This is a genomic window from Curtobacterium sp. VKM Ac-1393, from assembly GCF_015350995.1.
In the GTDB taxonomy this organism is placed as follows: domain Bacteria; phylum Actinomycetota; class Actinomycetes; order Actinomycetales; family Microbacteriaceae; genus Curtobacterium.
The window spans coordinates 381,654-404,932 of sequence record NZ_JADKRW010000003.1; the positions used below are offsets into that span (position 1 = coordinate 381,654).

At 71.6% G+C, this 23,279-nt stretch carries 22 protein-coding genes; 15 read left to right on the forward strand and 7 right to left on the reverse strand.

The window, feature by feature from the left end; all coding sequences use genetic code 11:
- Positions 1-213: 213 nt before the first annotated feature.
- Entirely contained in the window at positions 214-1,095 is an 882-nt protein-coding gene (locus tag ITJ59_RS08955) for an ABC transporter ATP-binding protein (protein WP_194650744.1), read from the forward strand.
- Positions 1,092-2,168, forward strand: coding sequence for an ABC transporter permease (locus tag ITJ59_RS08960; protein WP_194650745.1), 1,077 nt, complete (start codon positions 1,092-1,094; stop codon positions 2,166-2,168). The genes ITJ59_RS08955 and ITJ59_RS08960 overlap by 4 nt, the downstream gene beginning before the upstream one ends.
- A 120-nt stretch (positions 2,169-2,288) precedes the next feature.
- On the opposite strand, the gene ITJ59_RS08965 is transcribed toward ITJ59_RS08960, so the two are convergent.
- Both ITJ59_RS08965 and ITJ59_RS08970 read right to left on the reverse strand, forming a co-directional pair.
- Positions 2,289-2,792: a flavin reductase family protein gene (locus ITJ59_RS08965; RefSeq protein ID WP_194650746.1), complete on the reverse strand. Its 504-nt coding sequence runs from the start codon at positions 2,790-2,792 to the stop codon at positions 2,289-2,291.
- Positions 2,789-3,304, reverse strand: a complete 516-nt coding sequence (locus tag ITJ59_RS08970) for an NADPH-dependent FMN reductase (RefSeq protein WP_194650747.1) — start codon at positions 3,302-3,304, stop codon at positions 2,789-2,791. Before ITJ59_RS08970 ends, ITJ59_RS08965 begins: the two co-directional genes overlap by 4 nt.
- A gap of 645 nt (positions 3,305-3,949) precedes the next feature.
- On the opposite strand from ITJ59_RS08970, the gene ITJ59_RS08975 reads away from it, so the two are divergent.
- Genes ITJ59_RS08975 through ITJ59_RS09020 form a run of 10 tightly spaced genes read left to right on the forward strand, consistent with a single transcriptional unit; the run spans position 3,950 to position 15,178 of the window.
- Entirely contained in the window at positions 3,950-5,131 is a 1,182-nt protein-coding gene (locus ITJ59_RS08975) for a sugar ABC transporter substrate-binding protein (RefSeq protein ID WP_194650748.1), read from the forward strand.
- Positions 5,128-6,726, forward strand: coding sequence for a sugar ABC transporter ATP-binding protein (locus ITJ59_RS08980; RefSeq protein WP_323749458.1), 1,599 nt, complete (start codon positions 5,128-5,130; stop codon positions 6,724-6,726). Before ITJ59_RS08975 ends, ITJ59_RS08980 begins: the two co-directional genes overlap by 4 nt.
- Complete coding sequence (locus tag ITJ59_RS08985; RefSeq protein WP_194650749.1) at positions 6,726-7,763, forward strand: ABC transporter permease; 1,038 nt, start codon at positions 6,726-6,728, stop codon at positions 7,761-7,763. Before ITJ59_RS08980 ends, ITJ59_RS08985 begins: the two co-directional genes overlap by 1 nt.
- Positions 7,764-7,818: 55 nt before the next feature.
- The gene (gene rutA, locus ITJ59_RS08990; RefSeq protein WP_194650750.1) at positions 7,819-8,919 is read left to right on the forward strand and encodes a pyrimidine utilization protein A; all 1,101 of its coding nucleotides are present in this window, start codon (positions 7,819-7,821) and stop codon (positions 8,917-8,919) included.
- A complete protein-coding gene (locus tag ITJ59_RS08995) occupies positions 8,916-9,851 on the forward strand; it encodes a carbon-nitrogen hydrolase family protein (protein WP_194650751.1) in 936 nt (311 codons plus the stop codon). Before rutA ends, ITJ59_RS08995 begins: the two co-directional genes overlap by 4 nt.
- Positions 9,848-11,545, forward strand: a complete 1,698-nt coding sequence (locus ITJ59_RS09000; protein WP_194650752.1) for an amidase — start codon at positions 9,848-9,850, stop codon at positions 11,543-11,545. Before ITJ59_RS08995 ends, ITJ59_RS09000 begins: the two co-directional genes overlap by 4 nt.
- Positions 11,546-11,588: 43 nt before the next feature.
- Complete coding sequence (locus tag ITJ59_RS09005; RefSeq protein ID WP_194650753.1) at positions 11,589-13,046, forward strand: MFS transporter; 1,458 nt, start codon at positions 11,589-11,591, stop codon at positions 13,044-13,046.
- A gap of 46 nt (positions 13,047-13,092) precedes the next feature.
- Positions 13,093-13,716 carry an isochorismatase family protein gene (locus tag ITJ59_RS09010; RefSeq protein ID WP_194650754.1) on the forward strand — a complete coding sequence of 208 codons (624 nt, stop codon included), beginning with the start codon at positions 13,093-13,095 and terminating at the stop codon, positions 13,714-13,716.
- Positions 13,713-14,333 (forward strand): TetR/AcrR family transcriptional regulator, encoded by a 621-nt coding sequence (locus ITJ59_RS09015; RefSeq protein ID WP_194650755.1) that lies wholly within the window; start codon positions 13,713-13,715, stop codon positions 14,331-14,333. The genes ITJ59_RS09010 and ITJ59_RS09015 overlap by 4 nt, the downstream gene beginning before the upstream one ends.
- Positions 14,294-15,178 carry a GntR family transcriptional regulator gene (locus ITJ59_RS09020; protein ID WP_194650756.1) on the forward strand — a complete coding sequence of 295 codons (885 nt, stop codon included), beginning with the start codon at positions 14,294-14,296 and terminating at the stop codon, positions 15,176-15,178. The genes ITJ59_RS09015 and ITJ59_RS09020 overlap by 40 nt, the downstream gene beginning before the upstream one ends.
- Positions 15,179-15,198: 20 nt before the next feature.
- Here ITJ59_RS09020 and ITJ59_RS09025 read toward each other — a convergent pair whose 3' ends face one another.
- Positions 15,199-16,230 (reverse strand): YeiH family protein, encoded by a 1,032-nt coding sequence (locus tag ITJ59_RS09025; RefSeq protein WP_194650757.1) that lies wholly within the window; start codon positions 16,228-16,230, stop codon positions 15,199-15,201.
- A gap of 129 nt (positions 16,231-16,359) precedes the next feature.
- Positions 16,360-16,968: an LppP/LprE family lipoprotein gene (locus tag ITJ59_RS09030; protein WP_194650758.1), complete on the reverse strand. Its 609-nt coding sequence runs from the start codon at positions 16,966-16,968 to the stop codon at positions 16,360-16,362.
- Positions 16,969-17,067: 99 nt separating this feature from the next.
- Between ITJ59_RS09030 and ITJ59_RS09035 the strand changes: the two genes are divergently transcribed.
- From ITJ59_RS09035 to ITJ59_RS09045, 3 genes are all read left to right on the forward strand, one after another.
- Positions 17,068-17,880, forward strand: coding sequence for an alpha/beta hydrolase (locus ITJ59_RS09035; protein WP_194650759.1), 813 nt, complete (start codon positions 17,068-17,070; stop codon positions 17,878-17,880).
- A 146-nt stretch (positions 17,881-18,026) separates the two neighbouring features.
- The gene (locus ITJ59_RS09040) at positions 18,027-18,371 is read left to right on the forward strand and encodes a hypothetical protein (RefSeq protein ID WP_194650760.1); all 345 of its coding nucleotides are present in this window, start codon (positions 18,027-18,029) and stop codon (positions 18,369-18,371) included.
- A gap of 29 nt (positions 18,372-18,400) precedes the next feature.
- On the forward strand, positions 18,401-19,741 hold the full coding sequence (locus ITJ59_RS09045; RefSeq protein ID WP_194650761.1) for a flavin monoamine oxidase family protein: 1,341 nt from the start codon (positions 18,401-18,403) through the stop codon (positions 19,739-19,741).
- Positions 19,742-19,835: 94 nt separating this feature from the next.
- On the opposite strand, the gene ITJ59_RS09050 is transcribed toward ITJ59_RS09045, so the two are convergent.
- The 3 genes from ITJ59_RS09050 to ITJ59_RS09060 all read right to left on the reverse strand — a co-directional run bounded on the left by ITJ59_RS09050 (position 19,836) and on the right by ITJ59_RS09060 (position 23,269).
- Positions 19,836-20,987 (reverse strand): Gfo/Idh/MocA family protein, encoded by a 1,152-nt coding sequence (locus ITJ59_RS09050; RefSeq protein WP_194650763.1) that lies wholly within the window; start codon positions 20,985-20,987, stop codon positions 19,836-19,838.
- On the reverse strand, positions 20,984-21,805 hold the full coding sequence (locus tag ITJ59_RS09055) for a sugar phosphate isomerase/epimerase family protein (RefSeq protein ID WP_194650765.1): 822 nt from the start codon (positions 21,803-21,805) through the stop codon (positions 20,984-20,986). Before ITJ59_RS09055 ends, ITJ59_RS09050 begins: the two co-directional genes overlap by 4 nt.
- 99 nt (positions 21,806-21,904) lie before the next feature.
- Positions 21,905-23,269, reverse strand: a complete 1,365-nt coding sequence (locus ITJ59_RS09060; protein ID WP_194650767.1) for an MFS transporter — start codon at positions 23,267-23,269, stop codon at positions 21,905-21,907.
- Positions 23,270-23,279: the final 10 nt, after the last annotated feature.

Consider the following 23,279-nt stretch of genomic DNA (forward strand, 5'->3'; position numbering starts at 1 on the left):
CGAAGTCCGACGTTCCACGAGTCGTTCGACGCGTGGAACGTCGGAAGATGCACACGCATCCGGCCTGAGGCGCTGACCCGCGCCCCGCGCCCCGCTCCCCCACGCGATGGAGCCGGCCCCCGCCCAAGTCCCGCCGGATGGCGGAGGCGCCCCGTGCCTCCCGGCCAATAGCGTCGACGCAGGCGGCGCAGGCCGTCGCGAGAGGGGTACGACATGCTCACCATCGAAGGGGTGACGAAGCGCTTCGGCGACCGCCGGGTGCTCGACGACGTGGGGTTCACGGTCGGCGACGGCCGCCTGACGGGCTTCGTCGGCGGCAACGGCGCCGGCAAGACGACCACCATGCGCATCATGCTCGGCGTGCTGCAGGCCGACGCCGGCTCGGTGTCGATCGACGGCACCGAGGTCCGACCGGCCGATCGCCGACGGTTCGGCTACATGCCCGAGGAGCGCGGGCTGTACCCGAAGATGCCCGTGGCCGAGCAGATCACCTACCTGGCCCGGTTGCACGGCGTGGACAAGCGAGCCGCGGCGACGCGCACCGCCGAGCTGCTCGAACGCCTCGAGCTGACCGGCCACGCCGACGACGCCGTCGAGAAGCTGTCGCTCGGCAACCAGCAGCGGGTGCAGATCGCCTCGGCACTCGCCCACGACCCCGAGGTGCTGGTGCTCGACGAGCCGTTCTCGGGCCTCGACCCGATGGCCGTCGACACGGTCCTCGGCGTCCTGCGCGAGACCGCGGCGCGCGGGGTCCCGGTGCTGTTCTCGAGCCACCAGCTCGACGTCGTCGAGCGCCTCTGCGACGACGTCGTCGTGATCGCCGGCGGCACCATCCGCGCCGCCGGTCCGCAGGACGAACTCCGCAAGCAGGCCGGTCCCGCCGCGTGGGAGCTCCTCGTCGACGGCGACGTCGCCTGGCTCCGCGACGAGCCCGGCGTGACGGTCCGCGAGTTCGACGGCGGGTACGCGGTCTTCGAGGCCGACGCCACCACCGCCCAGCGCCTCCTGCAGCGTGCCGTCCAGCACGGCACGGTCGGGTCGTTCGCGCCGCGGGTCCCGCGGCTCAGCGAGGTCTTCCGGGAGGTCATCCGATGAACGACTCCTTCGTCCAGGCCGTGCGGCTCGTCTCCGCACGCGAGATCCAGGCACGCATCCGCAGCAAGGCCTTCGTGGTGTCCGCCCTCATCCTGATCGGGGTGGTCGTCGCGTCGATCGTGGTCGGCGGGATCGTCGGCAAGGCCACCGCCGACGACACCACGCCGGTCGCCGTCGTGGACGGCGTCTCCCTGCCCACCACCACGGGCCTCGACGTCACGGACTCCACCTCGGTGGCGTCCGCCGAACGGCTGGTGCGCAGCGGCGACGTCGACGCGGCAATCGTGCCGTCCGACGACCCGCTCGGGTACAAGGTCGTCGGCCTCGACGAGGCCCCGACCGACGTCGTCTCGGCGCTGAGCGTCACCCCGCGGATCGAACTACTCGACCCGGACGCCCTGCCCGGCGGCCTGGTCTACCTGATCGCCATCGCGTTCGGCGTCGTGTACATGGCCTCGGCGGTGACGTTCGGCCAGTCGATCGCGCAGAGCGTCGTCGAGGAGAAGTCGACCAGGGTCGTCGAGATCCTGATGTCGGCGATCTCGGCCAGGGCGTTGCTCGCCGGCAAGGTCCTCGGCAACAGCGTGATGGCGTTCGCACAGATCGTCGCCGTGGCCATCGCCGCGGTCGTCACGCTGGCCGTCACCGGGCAGGACAACATGTTCTCGTTGCTCGGCCCGAGCATCCTGTGGTTCGTCGGGTTCTTCGCCGTCGGTTTCGTGCTCATCGCGTCGTTGTTCGCCGCGGCCGCCGTGCTGGTGTCGCGCCAGGAGGACGTCGGCAGCGTCACCACACCGGTGATGATGCTGGTGATGATCCCGTACATCCTGATCATCGTCGCGTACGACAACCCGACGGTGCTCGGCATCATGTCGTACGTGCCGTTCAGCGCCCCGATCGGCATGCCGATGCGGATCTTCCTGGGGACGGCCGATTGGTGGGAGCCGATCCTGTCGCTCCTGATCGTGGCCGCCACGGTGGTCGTGGTCGTGCTCGTCGGGGCCCGCGTCTACGAGAACGCGCTGCTCCGGACGGGCAGTCGCGTGAAGCTGACGGAGGCGCTGCGCGGCTGACGCCGCGGTGTGGACGGGAGGCCCGGATCACGTGAGCAGGTCGGCTCACGTGATCGGGGCCTCCCGTCCACTGCCCGGTGCCGGTCCGGCACGCGGTGCCGGTCCGGCACGCGGCGTCGGTCAGGCGCTGAGCGTCGCGAAGGCGGAGCGGTGCCAGACCAACGGGCTGTGCGCGAAGTCGGACATGAGTCCGAGCACGCGGAGCACGACGATGTCGTGGTCGCCGGCCGGGTAGGTGTGCTCGACCGAGCACTCCAGCCAGATCGGTGCACCTTGCAGGAAGACCGCTCCCGTGTCGGAGACCGTCGTGTCGACCCCGACGAACCGAACCGACTTGTCGCGTGAGGCGAGCTGCCGCGTGACCTGCGCGTGCCCCTCGCCGAGGATCGAGACACCGATCGTGCCGGCGTCGCGGAGCACCGGCCACGTGGTCGACGTGTGCTGCACGGCGAACATCACCAGTGGCGGGTCCTGCGAGACCCCGACGGTGAACGACGACGCGACGAGCACGGTGGGGTCGCCGTCCACGACGGCGGACAGTGCGGCGACGCCGCAGGGGAAGCCCGAGAACGCCTGCTTGAGCGCGGAGCGGTCCGGGGCCTCGGCGGAGTAGGGACTGATCATGAGGGGGTTCCTTCCAGGGGGCTCACGGTCGCACCGAGCACGACGTCCCGCCAACGGGCGAGCCAGACGTCGGTCGATGCGGGGTCGGAGTACTGCTTGTCGTTCAGGTACAGGGCGGGGGCGGGGATCGTCGCGCCGAGCTCGACGAGCACCGGCTTGAGGAAGACCTCCGGCGCCAGGGCGTGGGCGGGGCCCGCCCCGAGCATCAGCGGCACCACGACCACGCCGGCGAGCCCGTCACCGGTGCCGAACTGGTCGAGGAACAGCTTGAGGACGCCCGTGTAGGTCGCCTTGAACGTCGGCGACGCGACGACCACGAGGTCGGAGTCGGCGACGGTCCGGACGGTGTCGGACACGGCGGCGTCACCCCAGCCGAGCAGGCCGGCGCCGAGGTCGACGACGTCGACGACGTGGTCGGGGGCGCGGCCGGTGAGGCGTTCGAGCACGACCGTCGCGGCGTCGAGCGTCCGCGAGGCCGGCTTGGGGTTGCCGGCGACGACGGTGGTGATCATCGGGGTGCTCCTGTCGTGACGGGATTGGTCGTGCAGCGGGTGTGCTCGTGCAGGGGGTGTGCTCGTGCAGTCCATCGGTCTCTCGTTTCGCCGTCGTGCCGGATCCGTATCGGGTGGGTTACGCCAGCACCCGCTGGTCCGGCCGCGCGGGAATCCCCCGGTCAGCAGGGCCGTGCCGACGGGTCCGCCGGCCATTCCGCCGGGTGCGGCGCGCGGTCGTCGTGCCGAATTGTGAGAGCGCCGTTACCGGAAGTCGCCTCGGATGCGTCCGGCGTGTTTCGCCTGGCCGTCGCCGCCCCGTCCCCGCCCGGATCCGCGCGTGCGCGGGCGTCGGTGGCGCAGTCGTCCGCCGCGGAACCATGCGGTGGACGCCGGACCCGACGCGCTGCGACGGGTGGCCTAACACCAGCGAAACAAACGCCTAACAGGACCGTTACCGGGCGACGGCCTGCCGGTGGCCCACGGACGTTACATTCGCATCAGCCCCACTGCAGCGGCCGGCGTCACCCGGACGCCCCGCCGCCGGTGACGATCCCCGGCTCCCTGCACACGCCACCCCGCGCCGCGGGGTGTTCGTCGTACCCGCTGCTGCTTCCCGCATCCCTGCACCTTCCCTGCTCCACCCGTCCAGGAGGTCCCCGACCGATGTCGTCCCCCGCACCGTCCCGAACGCGTCTCCCCCGCCCCGCGCTCCTCGCCGCCGCACTCTCCGGCGTGCTGTTCCTGTCCGCCTGTTCCGCCACCTCGACCGCGTCGACCAGCTCCGGTGAGGACACCGCCGGGGTCGAGCACGCCACGAGCCAGATCGAAGCCGCCAGCGTCGACCCCGAGTTCACCTTCGAGGGCGCCCCGTTCGACATGTCGAAGATCGCCGGCAAGACGATCTTCAACATCCCGAACTCGTCCGCCGTGCCGTTCATCGTGTCGGTCGACCAGGCCGGCGAGAAGCTCGCGAAGCAGTACGGCGCGAACTGGATCGAGTACACGAACCAGGGCACCCCGACCGAGCAGTCCGCCGGTATCGACCAGGCGATCAGCCGCAAGGCCGACATCATCGTCCTGGCGCAGGGCGTCAACGGCGAGCTCATCGTCCCGGCGCTCAAGCGGGCGAAGGCTGCCGGCATCCCGGTGCTGATCAGCCACACGTACCAGACCGGTGAATCGCTCCCCTCGCAGCTCCAGCCGCTCGTCGCCGCCCAGGTCACCGCGCCGTTCCACGAGGCCGCGAAGCTCAACGCCGACTGGGCCATCAAGGAGACCAAGGGCAAGGGCGACGTCCTGATCATCACGTCGTCCGAGGTGCCGCCGTCCGACGGGATCGTCAAGGCGATGCAGGCCGAGTTCGAGGCGCAGTGCTCCGGCTGCACGGTGAAGGTCACGAACGTGCCGGTGTCCGACTGGGCGACGAAGATCTCGTCGACCGTGCAGTCCGCGATCCAGTCCGACCCGAACCTCGACTACGTACTGCCCGTCTACGACTCGATGGCCTTGTTCGTCGAGGCCGGCGTGACGGCCGCTGGCAAGACCGGGCAGGTGTTCACGTCCTCGTACAACGGCACCCCGGCGGTCCTCAAGATCCTGCAGGACGGCACCGTGATGACGATGGACATCGGCGAGAACATGGAGTGGCTCGCCTACGCCACGCTCGACCAGGCCGGCCGCGTCCTGACCGACTCCCCGATCATCGAGGACGGTGACGAGCAGACGCCGCTCAAGGTCTTCACGAAGGACAACGTCGACGAGACCGGCACGCCGCCGGTGCCGAGCAAGGGCTACGGCGACGCGTACAAGACCGGGTACGAGGCCATCTGGGGCGCGGCCGAGTGACCACCGCGCCGGTCCTGCGGATCAGCGGGCTCACCAAGCGCTTCGGCGGGCTGACCGCGCTCGACGACGTCGACCTCGAGGTCCTGCCGGGCCAGGTGCACGCGCTGCTCGGCGAGAACGGCTCCGGCAAGTCGACCCTCATCAAGATCCTGTCCGGCACGTACGCGCCGGAGCCGGGAGCGACGATCGAGGTCCGCGGCGCCCGGCTGCCCCTGCCGGTGCCGCCCGGGTACTTCCGCCGTGTCGGGATCAGCTTCGTCCACCAGGACCTCGCACTGGTGCCGTCGCTCGGCGTGACCGAGAACCTGCGGCTCGCCACGGTGGTCGCCGGCCGCGGACCCTTCGTCCGCTGGGGCGCCGAGCACCGTGCCGCCGCCGAGCTGTTCGCGCGGTACGGGGTGGACATCGACCCCCGAGCGCGGGTCGACGAGCTCACCGACACCCAGAAGGCGCTCGTCGCGATCCTCCGGGCCGTCGCCGAGCTGGGCGACGACCGAGCGCTCATCGTGCTCGACGAGCCGACGGTCTTCCTGCCGAAGGAGGACGCCGACCTGCTGTTCCGGGTCGTGAAGGACCTGGTTGCGGACGGCCGCACCTCGGCGCTGCTGGTGTCGCACGACATGTCCGAGGTCCTCGAGCACGCCGACCGGGTCACCGTCCTGCGGGCCGGCCGGGTGCAGGCGCACCGCGACACCGCCACGACGACGGCCGACGAACTCGTCGCGCTCATCGTCGGACGCGGACTCGACGGTGCCGCGGCCCGGACCGCGCGTCCGGCGACCACCGGTGACGCCGTCGTGACGGTGCGCGACCTGCGGGTCGGTGTGGTCGAGGGGCTGTCGTTCGACGTCGCCGACGGCGAGGTCGTCGGCATCACCGGGCTGGCGGGTTCGGGTGTCGAGGACGTCCTGCCCGGCCTGTACGGCGCACGGCCCGCGACGGGGTCGCTCACCGTGCGGGACGGCGCGGCAGCGACGACGTCCGTGGACCTGGCCCGGGTGTCGCCCGGTTCGTCGATCGCCCGCGGGGTCGTGTACGTCCCCGCCGACCGCAAGCGCGAGGGCGGGGCGCTCACCCTGTCCGTCGAGCAGAACGTCACGCTCCCCGTGCTCGGCAAGCTCCGCGGGCTGCTCGGGCTGTCCCCCGCGCGGGAACGGTCGCACGTCGCCGGCCTCGTCCGCGACTACGACGTCCGTCCCGCCGACCCCGCCGCCCTGTTCGGCACCCTGTCCGGCGGCAACCAGCAGAAGGCCGTCCTGGCGAAGTGGATGCAGGACGACCCGCGGCTCGTGCTGCTGCAGGAGCCGACACAGGGCATCGACGTCGGAGCCCGTGCCGCGATCTTCTCGATGCTGCGTCGGAGTGCGGCGCGGGGCGTCTCGATCGTCTGCGCCTCCACCGACTACGACCAGCTCGCGCAGATGTGCGACCGGGTCGTCGTCCTCGCCCACGGCCGTGTGCACGACGTGCTGACCGACGACCGCATCGACCGCGACGTCATCGCGGCCGCGGTCGTCGCGAGTCTCGTCGAGGCGGCCGATCCCGCCGCTCCGTCCCCTGCTGCTGTTCCCTCCCTCGTCAAGGAGAACGCCTGATGTCCACCACCGCCGACCCCGTCCTCGAGACCTCGATCGTCCGCCCCGCCCGTCCACGCTTCACGTGGGGGCACACCGAGCGCTACGCCCTGCTCGGCGCCTGGCTCGTCATCGTGATCGCGTTCAGCATCGCCCTGCCCGACACGTACCCGACCCTCGGCAACCTGCAGAACATCCTCGGGTCCCAGTCGGTGCTGCTCATCCTGGCGCTCGGGTTCCTCTTCCCGTTGACCGCCGGTGAGTTCGACCTGTCCGGCGCCTCGACGATGTCCCTCTCCGCCATGACCATCGCCGTGCTCAACGCGAAGATGGACGTCCCGCTCGTGCCGGCGATCGCGGCCGGTCTCGTGATCGGGGTCGTGGTGGGGCTGGTCAACGGCCTGCTCACCGTCGGGTTCCGCATCGACTCGTTCATCGTCACGCTGGGCACCTCGACGTTCATGATCGGGATCATCCAGTGGATGAGTGCCTCGTCGTCGGTGACGGGCATCGATCCCGCTCTGGTGCAGGCCACCGTCGGGTGGCGCGGGCTCGCCGGCCTGCCGCTCGCGTTCGTGTACGGCCTGATCGCCACGGTCGTCGTGCTGGTCGTGCTGAGCGCGACCCCGGTCGGCCGCCGGCTGCTGTTCGTCGGCACAGGTCGCACCGTCGCCGAGCTCTCCGGGCTGAACGTCCGACGGCTGCGGGTCGGCGCGTTCGTCGGCGCCGGCCTCACCGCCGCGGTCGCCGGGGTCGTCTACGCCGGCACCCTCGGCGGCGCCGACCCGTCGAGCGGGCAGTCGTTCCTGCTCCCCGCGTTCGCCGCCTGCTACCTCGGCGCGACCGCCATCGTCCCCGGCCGCTTCAACGCGATCGGCACCTTCATCGCCGTGTACTTCCTGTTCTCCGGGGTCGTCGGCCTGCAGATGCTCGGCGCCGACAACTTCGTGCAGCAGCTGTTCTACGGCGGCGCGCTCATCGTCGCCGTCGCCGTGTCGCAGACCATCCGGCGGCACTCGGTCGCGACCGCCGCAAAGGCCGCCGCGAAGCGTTCCTGACCCCCTCGTCTTCTTCCCTCCCTGCTCGACACCCACCACAGAAAGCGAGTCCCCCATGGACATCGGAGTCTTCATCCCGATCGGCAGCAACGGCTGGCTCATCTCCACCACCTCGCCCCAGTACAAGCCGTCGTTCGACCTGAACCTCGAGATCGTGCAGAAGGCCGAGGCGTACGGCTTCGACTTCGCCCTGTCGATGATCAAGCTGCACGGCTACGGCGGCCCGAGCGGGTTCTGGGACGAGAACCTCGAGTCGTTCACCCTGATGGCCGGTCTCGCCGCCCGCACCGAGCGGATCCGCCTGTTCGCGACCACCGCCGTCCTGACCATCCCGCCCGCGATCGCGGCACGCATGGCCGCGACCGTCGACTCGATCTCGCACGGCCGGTTCGGCCTCAACCTCGTCGCCGGGTGGCAGAAGGCCGAGTACGACCAGATGGGGCTGTGGCCCGGCGACGACGTGCACTTCAAGCGTCGCTACGCTTACCAGACCGAGTACATGCAGGTCATGAAGGAGCTGTGGGAGCACGGCGAGTCCGACTTCAAGGGCGAGTACTTCACGATGAACGACTGCAAGATGCTGCCGAAGCCGATGGGGCACATCCCGATCGTCTCGGCCGGTCAGTCGTCGCAGGGCATGGCGTTCGCCGCCCAGTACTCCGACTACAACTTCTCGATGGGCGTCGGCGTGAACACCCCGACCGCCTACGCCGACCAGAACAAGGCGCTCATCGAGGCCCGGGCGAAGACCGGACGCGACGTCGGCTCGTACGTGCTCTTCATGGTCATCGCCGACGAGACCGAGGAGGCCGCCCAGGCCAAGTGGGCGCTCTACAACGACGGCGTCGACGTCGAGGCGATCTCGTGGATGACGGGCCAGGCGCTCACCGACACCGAGGGCGAGGAGGGCAACACCGCCAAGCGGATCTCGCTGCCCGAGGGCGCCGTGAACATGAACATGGGCACGCTCGTCGGATCCTACGAGCAGGTCGCGGCGATGCTCGACGAGGCCGCGGTCGTCGAGGGCACGAAGGGCATCATGCTCGTGTTCGACGACTTCCTGCAGGGCATGGACGACTTCGGTACCCGCATCCAGCCGCTCATGCGCACCCGCGAGGGCGTCGTGTCCACCGCACCGAGCGCGGTCACCGCATGACGGCCGGCAGCACGAGCGGCGGCACCGGCGGGGGCACCGCGCCGGTCATCCAGGTCGCCGTCGTCCAGGCCGGGCAGACCCCGGCCGACGGCGATGCCGCGCTCGACGAGCTCATCGCCCTGTTCGAGCGGGCAGCCGACGGCGCCGACCTGGTCGTGTTCCCGGAGCTCTGCACCACGCCGTACTTCTGCGGCGTCGTGAACGACAGCCGCAAGGCCTGGGCGCAGCCCGTCCCCGGTCCCGCGACCGCCCGGTTCGCGGCCGCGGCGGAGCGGCTGGGCACCGCCGTCGCCCTCGGCCTGTACGAGGACGCCGGCGACGCGCAGTACAACAGCGCCGTGCTCATCGACGCCGACGGCACGCTCGTGCACGGCACCGACGTGCACGGCGACCGGGTGGCGTCGTACCGCAAGACCTCGATCCCCACGAACGCGATCTCCGACGTCGACGAGAAGCACTACTTCGCCGCCGGTTCCGGTCCGGTCGTGTTCGACGCCCTCGGTACCCGCTTCGGCATGCTCATCTGCTACGACCGGAGCTTCCCGGAGTACTGGCTCGCGTCGCGGGCCGCCGGTGCCGAGGTGATGCTCGTGCTCGTGTCGTCGATGGGCTTCCGCGAGACCCTGTTCACGCAGGAGCTGCAGGTCCGCGCCCTCGAGACCCAGACGTGGATCGTCGCCCCGAACCGCGGCGGCGAGGAGACCGTCGACGGCAAGACCGTCAGCTACTTCGGCCGGTCGTCGGTCGTCTCCCCGCGGGGCGACCTGGTCGTCTCGGCTCCGGCACACCAGGCGGGGCCGATCATCCGGGCGACCCTGGACGTCGGCGAGGTCGCGGCAGCACGCCGTGACTTCCCGCTCGGCCGCGACCGACAGCCCGGGGTGTTCCAGTACCTCGCCGCCGCCCACGCACCGGCGGCGGTCCCCGCGTGACGGACGTCGCCGCCGTGGTCCGTGGCACCATCGCACCGCAGCTCGACCGGGCGCTCGCCGCCAGTCGGGCGAACCCGCTGCCGGCTGCGCCGTCGTCGTTGCCCGCGGAACCGGCGCACAGCGCCCAGCTGTTCCGCCGGCTGCTCGACGCCGCGATCGACGCAGCTCCGACGCCGGCCACCGGACCGGCCGCAGGGCCGGCCGCGGGACCGGTCGCACCACCGGCGCGCCACGACGGGGGCCCGGCCGTCGCGGCCGCCCGCGCGACCACCGCCGCCGACCCCGCTGCGGCCTCGGTCAACGAGCTCCTCGACGCCTACCGGTCCGGCACCACCACCCCGTCCGCCGTGCTCGCCGTCCTCGCTCCGCACTGGACGAGCGACGACGTCTGGTCCGACGCGGTCCTGCGCCTGGTGGACGGAACCAGCGCCGCCGCCGCCGAGTCGACCCGCCGCTGGGCAGCCGACGAGGCCCGCCCGCTCGAGGGCATCCCGTTCGCCGTGAAGGACATCATCGACGTCGCCGGCACCGTCGTCACGAGCGGCTCGCTCCAGACCGGTGACCGTGTGGCCCCGGCCGACGCGACCGTCGTGGCCCGTCTCCGCGCCGCCGGTGCGATCCCGGTGTTCACGGCGGCCACGACGGAGTTCGCGTGCGGCGGGCCGCACAACGCCCGGTACGGAGCGGTCCGCAACCCGTGGGACCCCGAGCGCTGGACCGGCGGGTCGTCGACCGGCTCGGGTTCGGCTCTCGCCGCCCGGATCGTGCCGCTGGCGCTCGGATCGGACACCGGCGGTTCGATCCGCGTGCCGTCGGCGCTCTGCGGTACCACGGGCATCAAGCCGACCTACGGTCTCGTGCCGCGCACCGGCGTCGCGAGCCTGTCGTGGACGCTCGACCACGTCGGACCGATGGCCCGCTCCGCCGAGGACCTCGCCCTCGTCCTGGCCGTCATCGCCGGGTCCGACGGCGACGATCCGACGACGTTCACCGCCGTCCCGCTCATCGAGGCGGCGCCGGAACGGGTCGAGGGGCTCCGGATCGGCGTGCCGCTCGGGTGGTTCACCGAACGCGTCGACGCCGCGGTGCTCGACGCCCACACCGCCGCGGCCGAACGGTTCCGCGAACTCGGTGCGACCCTCGTGCCGATCGAGTTCGACGACCTCGAGGCGATCGACTCCGAGTGCTGGACCGTCTTCTACGGCGAGCTCGCCGCGAACCAGGAGGCCAACGCCGCCACGGCCGACCTGTTCGACGCCGGCACCCGCGCCCGGTTCGACGTGTCGTTCCTGCCGACCGCGGCGGACTACCTCCGGGCGCTCCGCCGCCGACCGCTCGTGCAGGCCGCCATGGTCGCCCGGATGGACGAGGCCGGCGTGGACGTGGTGCTCACCCCCGGCATCGGGGCCACCGCTCCGCGACTCGACGACCTGACGATGTCCGTCGACGGCGAGCGGTTCAACCTGCACGACGTCATCCCCCGGAACACCCGCCTGTTCGACTACGTGGGGTTCCCGGCACTGATGATGCCCGCCGGCACCGCGCCCGACGGCCTGCCCGTCGGCGTGCAACTCGTCGCGCGGCCGTGGGACGACCGCCTGGTGCTGTCCGCAGCGGCAGCCTTCCAGCAGGTCACGGACCACCACCGCCTGGTGCCGCCGTCGTCTGCCGTGCGAGGGCCGACCGATCAGTAGCCGCACCATCGACGAGGGCGCCGCCCGACGGCGCGCCTGGCAGGTGCTCTGCGCGTCGAGCCTGAGCGTCGTCCTCGTCTTCATCTCCTCGAGCGCGCTCCTCGTCGCGCTCCCCGACGTCAGCCGTGACCTCGACGCCAGTGCGGTGCAGTCCAGCTGGGTGCTCCTCAGCTACATGCTCACGACGACGACGCTCATCCTGGTGTTCGGCCGGATCGCCGACCTGGTCGGTCGACGCCGTCTGTACATCGCCGGGATCCTCGTCTTCCTGCTCGCCTCGCTCGCGTGCGGCTTCGCGCCGGACGCCGCCGTCCTGCTCGGCGCCCGGCTCGTGCAGGGCGTGGGCGCTGCCGCGATCGTCACGAACACGACGGCACTGCTCACCGACGTCTTCCCGGAGTCGATCCTGTCCCTCGGCCTCGGGCTGAACGCCACGGTCGCAGCCGTCGGGCAGGTCATCGGCCCGGTCGTGGGCGGACTGGTCGCCGAGTCCTTCGGGTGGCGCTGGATCTTCCTCGCCGGTGTGCCGATCTCGCTCGCCGGCCTCGTCTGGTCGCTCCGGCTGATCCCGCACAGCATCCGTCCGCGCTCCGGCGAGCGCCTCGACGTGCCGGGGTCGATCCTGTCCGTCGCGGCCGTCGGGCTGCTCGTCGGGGCCGTCTCGACCGGCGGCACCATCGGCTGGTCGGCCGTGCCCGTCGTGGTGATGGCGTCGGGGGCCGTGGTCCTCGGCGCCGTCTTCGTGTGGATCCAGCGCCGGGTCGCTCACCCCCTGGTCGACCCGGCGATCTTCCGTGACCGTGCCACCATCACCCTGTTCTCGGCCGCCGGGCTCTGCGCACTGTCCAGCTACGCACTGGTGCTGCTGGCGTCCCTGTCGTTCCAGGCCGTCGACGGCAAGGACGCCGTCGAGGCCGCCCTCCGAGTGCTCCCGACCCCGATCGGCACGACCGTCGCCGCCGTGACCGCGGGGTTCCTCGCCCGCCGGGTCGCCGCCAGGACCCTGTCGACCATCGGCATGCTCCTCATCGCGTTCGGCGCGTCGGTCCTCGCGGTCTCGCTCGCCGACGGCAGCGCCTACGTCGTCACCGCCGTCGGCCTCGGGGCGGTGGGCGTCGGCACCGGGGTCTTCATGACACCGAGCACATCGGCTCTCATGACCCGCGTGCCGGAACACCGTCGCGGCATCGCGAACGCCATCCGCTCCGCCCTGCAGAACGCCGGGTTCCTGTTCTCGACGGCGCTCGGCCTCGCGATCGCGACCGGTGGCCTGTCAGCGGCCCAGGCCGCGGCCGCCTACGACGGCAGCCTGCTCGGCCTGCCGGCCGGCGACGTCCAGGTGTTCGTCGACGGCGTCCGCGCAGCAGCTCTGACGTTCGCCGGCTGCGCGGCCCTCGGCGCACTCATCGTCGCCTTCGGTCCGTTCGGGCCACCCGACCGGGAGGCACCACTCCGGCCCGACAGGCCGGGTCCGGTCCCCGAGCCGGGGGCGTCCACGTGACCCGCCCCACCCTGGCAACGACCACCCACGACGGAAGCAGGACCCCATGACCGACGACCACCAGGACTACGCGGCGGCCGGGTTCACCGGCGCGCTGCAACCGGGACGACGCGCTGCGCTCGTCGTCGTCGACCCGGTCCGCGCCTACGTCGACCCCGACTGCGGGCTCTACGCCGGCGTCGAGGAGCCCGTCGAGCGGATGCGGGAACTCACGACCGCCGCCCGCGCCGCCGGGGTGCACGTCGCGATCACCACGATGGCGCTGTCCGCCGACGGCTCGAACGCCGGAGTGTTCTTCCGCAAGGTGCCCGCGCTCGCCGCGTACCTGCCGGGGGCGTCCACGGGCGCGTTCGTCGACGGCCTCGAACCGCTCGACGGGGACACCCTGGTGCCCAAGCAGTACCCCAGTGCGTTCTTCGGTACCTCGCTGGCCGCCGACCTCGTCGCCCGCGGCGTGGACACCCTCTTCATCGCGGGGCTGTCGACGAGCGGGTGCATCCGTGCGACCGCCACGGACGCGATGCAGCACGGGTTCGTGCCGATCGTCGTCCGCGAGGCCGTGGGCGACCGACTGCCGAGCGTGCACGAAGCGAACCTGTTCGACATCGCCGCCAAGATCGGCGAGGTGTGGGCCATGGACCGCGTCCTCGAGCACTGGACCGCGGCATGAGCACCGAGGCCCCGGTCCGTGGGCGGCCCCGGAGCGCTGCCGTCGGCGAGGCCGTCTACACGGCGTGCGTCGAGATCCTGGTCGAGGGCGACCCGCGCGCGTTCACGATCCGGGCCGTCGCCGACGCGGCCGGAGTCGGCGCGGCGACGATCTACCGGCGGTGGTCGAGCAAGGAGGTGCTGCTCACGGAGACCGTCATCCGCCTGATGGAGGAGCACATCCCGACGGTCCAGGACGCCCCGATCGCCGACGGGGTCCTCGGGCTGACCCGCGGGTGGGTGCACGCCCTCGTCGCGACGCCGGTCGGCCGGGCGCTCCCCCTGATCGTCGAGACCGCGTCGCACGAGCCGCGGGTCGCCGACGCCGTCACCGAGTGGCACCTGGACCGACGGCTGCGGGTGAACGCGATGCTGCAGCGGGCGATGGACGCCGGGGACCTGCGGCCGGACGTCGACCTCGGCATCGCCGTGGACCTGCTCGGCGGCCCGACGTTCTACCGACGCGTGTTCGTCTCGCTCGACATCCAGTCGCCCGACTACCCGGTGCGTCTGGCCCGGGAGTTCCTGCGGTGGGCCGGGTGGACCGGGGACGTCTCGACGGTGGGGGCGACCTCGTGACCGGGATCGTGCCGGAGGAGTTCGCCGCCGACGAGTTCGCTCCGGCGGGCTTCGCCCCGACCGCGGCGTGGACCGACATGGGCGCGGGCACGACCCCCTCGACCCCGGGGCACTGGATCGGGTTCAACCGGCGGTCCGACGCGGCACGCCAGGTGTCCGACCTGATCCGTGCGGACATCGTCGCCGGTCGGTTCACCGGCCCGTTGCCCTACGAATGGGAGCTGCTCGACCTGTACGGCACGACGCGGAACGTGCTGCGCGCCGCCCTCACGCTGCTCAAGGAACAGCGGCTGCTCACCCGCGCGCCGCGGTCCGGCACGTTCGGCGTGCGCCCGGTCGCGTCGGTGAGTCTCGCCCGCACCTCCGACGAGGTCACGATCTACGGCGAGACCGCCGGTGGCAGCGTGTTCGAGTCGCCGCGGCTCAGCATCGTGCACCTGTGCGTGCAGCAGGTGACCGCGCCGGAGACCGTCCGGCGCAACCTGCAGATGACCGGCACCAGCGCGTTCTTCGTCGAGAGCCTCATCTCGTTCGACGGCGAACCGAGCCGGGTCCGGACGAGCTGGGTGCCACACGAGCGCTTCCCCGACCTGGTCGCCGAACCGCTCACCGAGTACGTGCCGGACGTGCTGGTGCGGAAGGCCGGAGCACGTCCGGAGGCTCGACGCTTGCTGCTGAGCACCGTGAACGCCGACCAGTGGACGGCCGATCTGCTCGACATCGACCCCGGACAGGCGATCTTCCACATCGAACGGCTGATGTGCCTGGCGGACGGCACCCCCGTCGAGTACGGCTTCTCGCGCTACCGCGGTGACCGGGCGGTGATCGACTCGCGCATCATGTGACCCCGGCGCGGCCCCGCGTCCTACAGCAGGCCGAACACCGCCTGCGCCCCGAGGCTCGTGCCCGCCACCAGCACCCAGAGCGCGATGCCGAGCAGCATCGGGCGGAAGCCGGCCCGGCGCAGCGCCACGAAGTCGGTCGAGCACCCGATCGCGGCCAGGGCGACCGTGATGAGGAACGAGGCCGCAGTCGAGAACCCCGGGGCAGCAGCAGCCGGCAGGGCCCCGACCGTCCGGAGCAGCACCACCACGAGGAACCCGATCAGGAACCACGGGACCAACCGGAACACGCCGAATCCACTGCGCGACCCCGAGTCGGGCGTGAGCTGCTCGCGCGAGGCGCGTCGGGCCTCCAGTCCGGCCAGCCCGATGACGATCGGGATGATCATCAGGGTGCGCACCAGCTTCACGACGACCGCCGTGTCGGTCGCCTGGCGACCGTAGATCGTCGCGGTGGCGACGACGGACGACGTGTCGTTCACGGCGGTGCCCGCGAAGACGCCGAAGGCGTGCTGGCTGAGCCCGAGGGCGTGCCCGAGCAGCGGGAAGGCGAACACCGCGGCGATGTTGCACAGGAAGATCGTGGACATCGCGTAGGCGACGTCCGCGCTGACCGCACCGATGACCGGCGTGACGGCCGCGATCGCGGACGCACCGCAGATGCCCGTCCCGACACCGATGAGCGTGCGGAGCGCACTCGACACCTGGAGCAGCCGGCCGATCCCCCACGCTGCGCCGAGACACACGACGAGCGTCGTGAGCATGACCGGCAGGGTCTCGCCGCCGATGCGCAGGACCTCGCCGATGGACAGCTGCGCGCCGAGCAGCACGACCGCGAACTGCAGGACGCGGCTCGACGAGAACTTCACGCCGGGGGCGAGCGCAGTCAGGTCGCCGCCGGTCCGACGGCGGACGAGCCAACCGAGCACCGCGCCGATCAGGACGGCGGGGACGGGTCCGCCCACGACGGGGACGGCCGTGCCGATCAGGGTCGCGACGAGGCCGATCGCGACGGCGACGGCGACACCGGGGGCGAGGGTGCGGACGGACTGCATGGGACCAGCATGTCCTGCCCGTGGCCGTCGCGTGGCCGCTCCGGGCAGGATGGGACGGTGGAGTACGCGGGCGAACGGGGTGCTCCGCGAACTGCACCGCGAGCTCGGCCCTCGGGACGCTGCCGCCGATCAGCCCTGAGCGGGCGGGACCTCACCGGTCATGTCGACGCGCTCGGTGCCGTCGTTCCAGATGTACGTCGCGGTGGTGCGACCGGACGGCGCTGCGTTGGGTTCGCCGGCCTTCGCGTAGGAGTAGGTCACGGTGATCGAGGCGTCGGATGACCGCTCGACGGCCGGCTGGAACGCGTACTGCTCGGCCGTCGCGGTGCCGAGGTACCGGCCCTGGTGGAACAGGAGGATCGCGTAGGGCGAGCCGGCCGTGCCGAACTGGGGCGCGACGACGGACCAGGACAGCGCCGCGCAGGCGTCGTAGCCGGAGTAGTCGGCGTTCGCGGCGTCCCACTTGGTGTCCTCGAGGCCGGCGGGCGACGGCAGCGCGGCGATGCCGGAGGCAGCAGCAGCGGCACCGCTCGCGGGGCCGCACGTCGGCGTCGGTGTGGAGTTCGGGGTCGTCGGCGTCGGGGTGCTCGTTGCGGTCGGGGTGCTCGCGACCTCGGACGGGGACGCCGTCACGGTCTTCGTCACGGTGGGACTCGCGTCGCCGCTGCCCGAGCAGCCGGACACGAGGGCAATGAGAGCCGTGCCGATGAGGATCAGGGACATTCTCGTGGTGCGCACGCCTCCACGGTGGACCGCTGGGGTCGGATCCGCCCCGATCGTTACCCGGCCGTGGCCGATCGCGATCGCCCCTCGGGCGCGGTCTGCCACACTGCTCCGATGAGGGGAACACCGTCGGTGACGATCACCGGAGGCCGAGTCGAGGGCCCGGACGGGCCAGTACCGATCCGTCACTACCGGCTGGCCGACGACGACGGCGTCCCGACCCTCGTCTGGTTGCACGGGGGCGGGTTCTTCCGGGGCAGCCTCGACCAGGCGGAGTCCGACGCCGTTGCCCGCGCACTCGCTGCTCGCGGCGTGCCGGTGGTCGCCGTCGACTACCGGCTCGGCCCGCTGCCCGGCATGCCCTGGATCGGGCGGACGGGCCCGCGAGCACGTCGACGCGCACCGCACGCCCGGGACGAGGTCGCCGCGGTGCTGCACCACCTCGCCGACGCGACCCCGGCCGGCCTGGTCCTGGGCGGAGCGAGCGCCGGAGCGTGTCTCGCCGCGACGGCCGTGCGCGACGCTCCTCCCGTGGTCGGTGCCGTGTTCGCCTACGGGTTCTTCCACGGACGGCTGCCCCACGACCCGGGCGTGCAGCGGCTCGTCCGCGGGCATCGGCGGCTCACGCACGCTCCACTGTTGCTCGACGCCGCGAACCGCACGTACGCGGGTCCGCTCGGTGACGGCGCGTTCCCGGCGCCCGAGGACCTCGGAGCGTTCCCGCGCACGCTGATGATCGACGCCGAACTGGACACGATGCGCTCGTCCGGGGACCGGTTCGCGCGGCAACTCGGTGCAGCGGGCGTCGCAGTTGAGCGCCACGTCCTGCCCGAGAGCCGGCACGCGTTCCTCAACCGTCCGGGCAGCAGCGACTTCGCGGCGGCCGTGGACCTGATCGCGTCGTGGGTGGTCCGACGACCCGACTGAGCGTCCGGGGGCGTGCGACCGTCGGACATTCCGGTGACGCCACGACGAACCGGACGTATTCTGCTGTCGGAAGCAACGGCGGTTCCGAACTCCCTTCGCCACGTTCACCGTCGTGGCGTCCCGCCTCTGCGACGAAGAGTCCCCTTGTGACCGAACACTTGATCGAGTACGTCGCCCGTGACCGCACGGGCATCACCGCCGTCGTGACGACCACCAGCGTCATCGACGTCGACACCGTGATCCAGCACATCCGCTCCGGCCACACCGGCTACTACGTGGCTGCCGACTCCTGGAAGCGAACGCCCGTCCGGAGCATGTCCTTCATCGGCGGCACGTACCTGTTCGCGAACTGGGACGGCTCGAAGCGGAACATGCTGCACGACCTGGCGTTCCGGTCGCCGACACGGGTGGTCCAGACCGCGCCGCCGACGGAGTCCCGCTTCGCGCGGTTCCTCGACGCCGTCTTCGGACGCCGGCTCCCACAGCGCTGACGCCGCTCGTCCGAGGAGAGGAAGTCCACATGGAGGACGTCGACGTCGTCGTGATCGGTGCCGGAGTCGCCGGGCTCACCACCGCCCGGTTCCTCGCCGACGACGGCCGCCGCGTGGTCGTGCTCGAGGCGCGGGACCGGATCGGCGGGCGCGTGCACACCGACCGACGTGACGGGCACGTCACCGACCTCGGCGCCTCGTGGATCCACGGCGTCGAGGACAACGCCGTCGCGGACGCCGCCGCCGCCGTCGGGATCCGCACCGTCGAGTTCACGGTCGGCGGGTACCAGGTCGACAGCCGCCCGATCGCGTACCACGGGCCGGACGGCCGTCGCCTCACCGCGGACGAAGCTGCCCGGTTCGCCGACGACGTGCACACCGTCGACCGAGCCCTGGCCGACGTGGTCGAGCGGTCGGCACCGCTCGACACCTACCGTGACGTGGTCGCCCGAGCCGTCGCCGCACCGGGTTGGGACGGCGAGCGCGCCGAACGCGTCAGCGAGCACCTCGAGCACCGGAGCGAGGAGCAGTACGGGGTGTCGGCCGACCTGCTCGCCGCGCACGGCCTCGACGACGACACCATCGCGGGCGACGAGGTGGTCTTCCCCGACGGGTACGACGCACTGCCCGCGCACCTGGCCGCTGGCCTCGACGTCCGGTTGGAGCACGTCGTCGAGCACGTCCGGCACGGTGGCGAGGGCGTCACCGTGACGAGCGAACGCGGGGCCTTCCACGCCGACGCCGTCGTGGTCACCGTGCCGGTCGGGGTACTGCAGTCCGGCGACCTCGTGATCGAGCCGGCACTCCCCGAACGCCACCGTCAGGCACTCGGACGACTCCGGATGAACGCGTTCGAGAAGGTCGTGCTCCGGTTCCCCGCGCAGTTCTGGGACCCGGACGTCTACGCGATCCGCCAGCTCGGGCCGGCCGGTCGGTGGTGGCACTCCTGGTACGACCTCACCCGGCTCGACGGGGTCCCGACCCTGCTCACGTTCGCGGCGGGACCGGCAGCACGGGCGATCCGTGGGTGGAGCGACGCGCAGGTCACCGACTCGGTGCTCGAGCAGCTGCGCCGGCTGTACGGCGACGCGGTCGGAACGCCGACGTCCGTGCAGGTGACGGTCTGGCAGGACGACCCGTGGGCGCGGGGGTCCTACGCGCACATGCTCCCGGGGTCGACGACGAGCGACCACGACGACCTCGCGGTGCCGGTCGGCGGGCGACTGCACCTGGCGGGAGAGGCGACCTGGACGGACGATCCGGCGACGGTGTCGGCGGCGCTGTACTCCGGCCACCGTGCCGCCGAGGCGGTCCTCGGCCACCCGGTCCCGATCGAACGTCTGTGGGCGCGGGACGGGCAACACGGCTGACGTGGAACGACACTGACGCTGAAGAACACTGACGCAGAACGACATCCCCGTCGTCGTGCGACAGCGGGGATGTCGTTCCGGGTCGATCCGCCCCTCAGACCCGCGCGCCCTCCAGCGTGGCCGCGATCGGGTCGAAGTCCTCGGGCAGCGACGCGATCGGCGCGACGGTCGACTCGACCTCGATGAACGAGCGGGCGGCGATCGACTCCTCGACTGCGACCATGGCGTCGAGCACGTGGTAGCCGACCTCGCCGGTGGCGATGTGCGAGCCGCCGCCACGGATGGCCCGCGCCATGTCGAGCACGCCGAGCCCACGGCCGACCGTGGGCTCCTCGTCGAGCAGCACCTCGAACTCCTGCGAGAAGGGGAACGTCGCGTCGGCGGTCAGCGGTCGCGCGATCCGGATCGGGTGCCCGCCGCCGAAGGTGTTCGGGTCGGGCAGGACGATGGTGCCCTCGGTCCCGTTGACCTCGAACACGCCGTGGCGGAACAGCGGGGTGTCGAACGACAGCAGCGACTGTGCGTTGCCGCCCTGCTCGAACGCGGTCAGGACGGACACGTGGGTCGGGACCTCGACGGGGAACGACTCCCCCGCGTTCGGCCCGACGACCAACTGCCTCGTCTCTCGGGATTTCGAACCCGTCGCGACGACGGAGTCGATCGGTCCGAGCAGGTGCACCAGCGCCGTGAAGTAGTACGGGCCGATGTCGAACAGCGGGCCGGCGCCCTTGGCGTAGAGGAACGACGCGTTCGGGTGGAACACGTCCGGCCCCTGCCACTGCATGCTCGTGACCGCGGTGAGCGGAGTGCCGATCGCACCGGCCTCGATGGCACGCTTGGCGGTCTGCCACCCGGTGCCGAGCACGGTGTCGGGGGCGATGCCGAGCTTCAGGCCGAGGGAGTCGGCGAGTTCGACGAGCGATGCGGCCGAGGCGCGGTCCACGCCGATCGGCTTCTCGGACCACACGTGCTTGCCCGCACGGAGCGCGTCCGTGGACACCGACACGTGGGTCGCCGGCAGCGTCAGGTTGATGACGATCTCGACGTCCGGGTCGGCGAGCACCGATGCGCCGTCACCGGATGCGGGGACGCCCCACTTCGCGGCCGAGGCTGCGGCACGCTCCGTGTCGATGTCGCCGATGCGGACGACCTCGACGTCGGGGAAGGTCGTCAGGTTCGCCAGGTACTGCTCGCTGATCATGCCGGCGCCGATGAAGCCGATGCCGACGCGTCCGGTGCGGGTCATGCGGACACCGCCGAACCGGCGGGCGCGAGCTGCGCGGCGAGCCACTCGTACGACTGCTGCACGCCGTCGAAGATGTCTCCGTCGAAGCCGTCGAACTCGATGACGGCGTACTCCAGGGCCGGTGCGGCGGCGAGCGCTGCGGCCAGCCGGACGTCACCCTGGCCGGCCGGAGTCTGGTCGGTGGGGATCGTCGCGGTGGAGATGTCGTCGCGCATCGGACCGTCCTTGACGTGCACGGCGACGATGCGGTCGCCGAGCTCCTGGATGAACGGCACGAGGTCGACACCCGCGGCGGACGCCCAGTACAGGTCGAGCTCGAGCACCACACCCGGGTCGAGCAACGACGCGAGCACCTGCAGCGCCGGCTGGCCGTCGATCTGCGGCCGGAGTTCGTGGTCGTGGTTGTGGTAACCGACGCGCAGGCCGTGCTCGGCGGCCTCGGCAGCGGCGGCGTTCAGTCGTGCGGCGACACGCTCGACGCCCTCGCGGGTCGTCCACGCATCGGGCCCGACGAACGGGTCGATGACGATCTCGAGGCCGAGTTCCTTCGCCGCGGCGAAGGTGTCGGCGTGGGACGGAGCGGTCATCACGGTGCCGTCGGGCAGCGGGATGGTCTCCTCGACCAGGAACGCGTGGCCGGTCGTCGCGGTGATGCCGTGGGCGTCGAAGGCGGACTTGAGCTGCGCTGCTCGGTCCACGAACGCGAACGCCTCGACGGTGTCGAAGCCGATCTCGGCCAGGCGGCGGACGCCGCCGTCGAGGTCGGGCTCCAGCGCGGCGTTCACCGTGTAGAGCTGCAGGGAGATGGCGGGAGCCATGTCGGGTCCTTTCGGTGGTCGGTGAAGGTGATGACCGGGAGGCGCGACCCGCGTTGCGGACGCGGGTCGCGCCTCCCGGCGGTCGATCCGGTGCGTTGCCTACCGGACCGACTTGATCGGCAGGATCACGAGGGCGCCGAGGAGGACGGCGACGCCCGCACCCCAGAGCATGAGCGTGTAGTTCTGTCCACCGCCGATGCCGAGCAGGAACAGGCCGACCGCCGGTGCCAGCGACTGCGGCAGGGCGTTCGCGACGTTGATGACGCCGAGGTCCTTGCCGGGGCGCTCCGGGTCGGGCAGCACGTCGACGATGAGCGCGGTGTCGATGGCGGCGTAGATGCCGAAGGCGAAGCCGAGGACGATCTCGGCGAAGTAGAACCCGCCGACCGTGTCGACGTGGGCGAGGATCACCAGGCCGACCGCGGTCATCGCGGTGGAGCCCCAGACGAAGACCTTGCGGCGCTGGACACGGTCCGACACCCAGCCGGAGACGGCGGCGCTGACGAGGAGTGCGATCGTGTAGAGGAGCACACCGAACGCGACCGCGGGGACGGCCTCCTTCGTCGAGAGACCGATGCGGTCCTCCATGTACAGGACGCGGTAGGTCGTGAACATGAACGTGCCGAAGGTGATGAGGAAGCGGCCCCACCAGGCCAGGCCGAAGTCCGGGTGCTTGATCGGGTTGGTCCAGAACGAGCTGATGAGGTTGATCCAGCTGAACGGCTTGATCGGCGTCGTCGGCAGGTCGTCGCGGGCGACGAACGAGTAGATGAGGATCGCGATGATCGCCAGGATGCCCGGGGCGATGAAGAGGACCGGCAGGTTGCCGACCAGGTAGACCGCCAGGTACAGGCCGGCGAGGATCGCGATGTTCTGCGCGAGGGCGATGACGCTCGAGGCCTTGCCGCGCTGGAACTCCGGCACGTTGTCGGCGAAGCTCGCGGTCAGGGTCGCGAGCACCGCGTTGGCCGTGACCTGCGCGAGGACCCACGCGAGGGTGAGCTGCAGGACGTTCGGCGAGAACGCGAGCCAGGCCAGTGCGCCGACGAAGACGATGACGCCGCCGACCATCCACGGACGACGACGGCCCCAGCGGGTGCGGGTGCGGTCCGAGATCGCGCCGAACAGCGGGTTGGCGAACAGTGCGCCGAGGGCACCGAACGGCAGGACCGAGCCCACCACGGTCTCGGGGCTCGTCGGGTTCAGCTCGGTCGCCTTGATCGACATGCTCACGAAGACCGGCGTGAGCAGGGCGACGAACAGGCCGAACTGGGCGAAGCTGAGGCCCCAGAGGTAGCCGCGGCCCACGCGCATGGTGCTGACGGACTGCGTGATCCCCTCGACCGAGAACGCTCGGGGCGCCGCGGCTTCCGAGGCGGTGGCACCGGCGGCTGCGGTGACCGCAGGCGATGCGGTCCCGGCGATGCCGCGGGTGGGTTCTTCCTTCGACGTCGGTGTCGACATGACTCCTCCT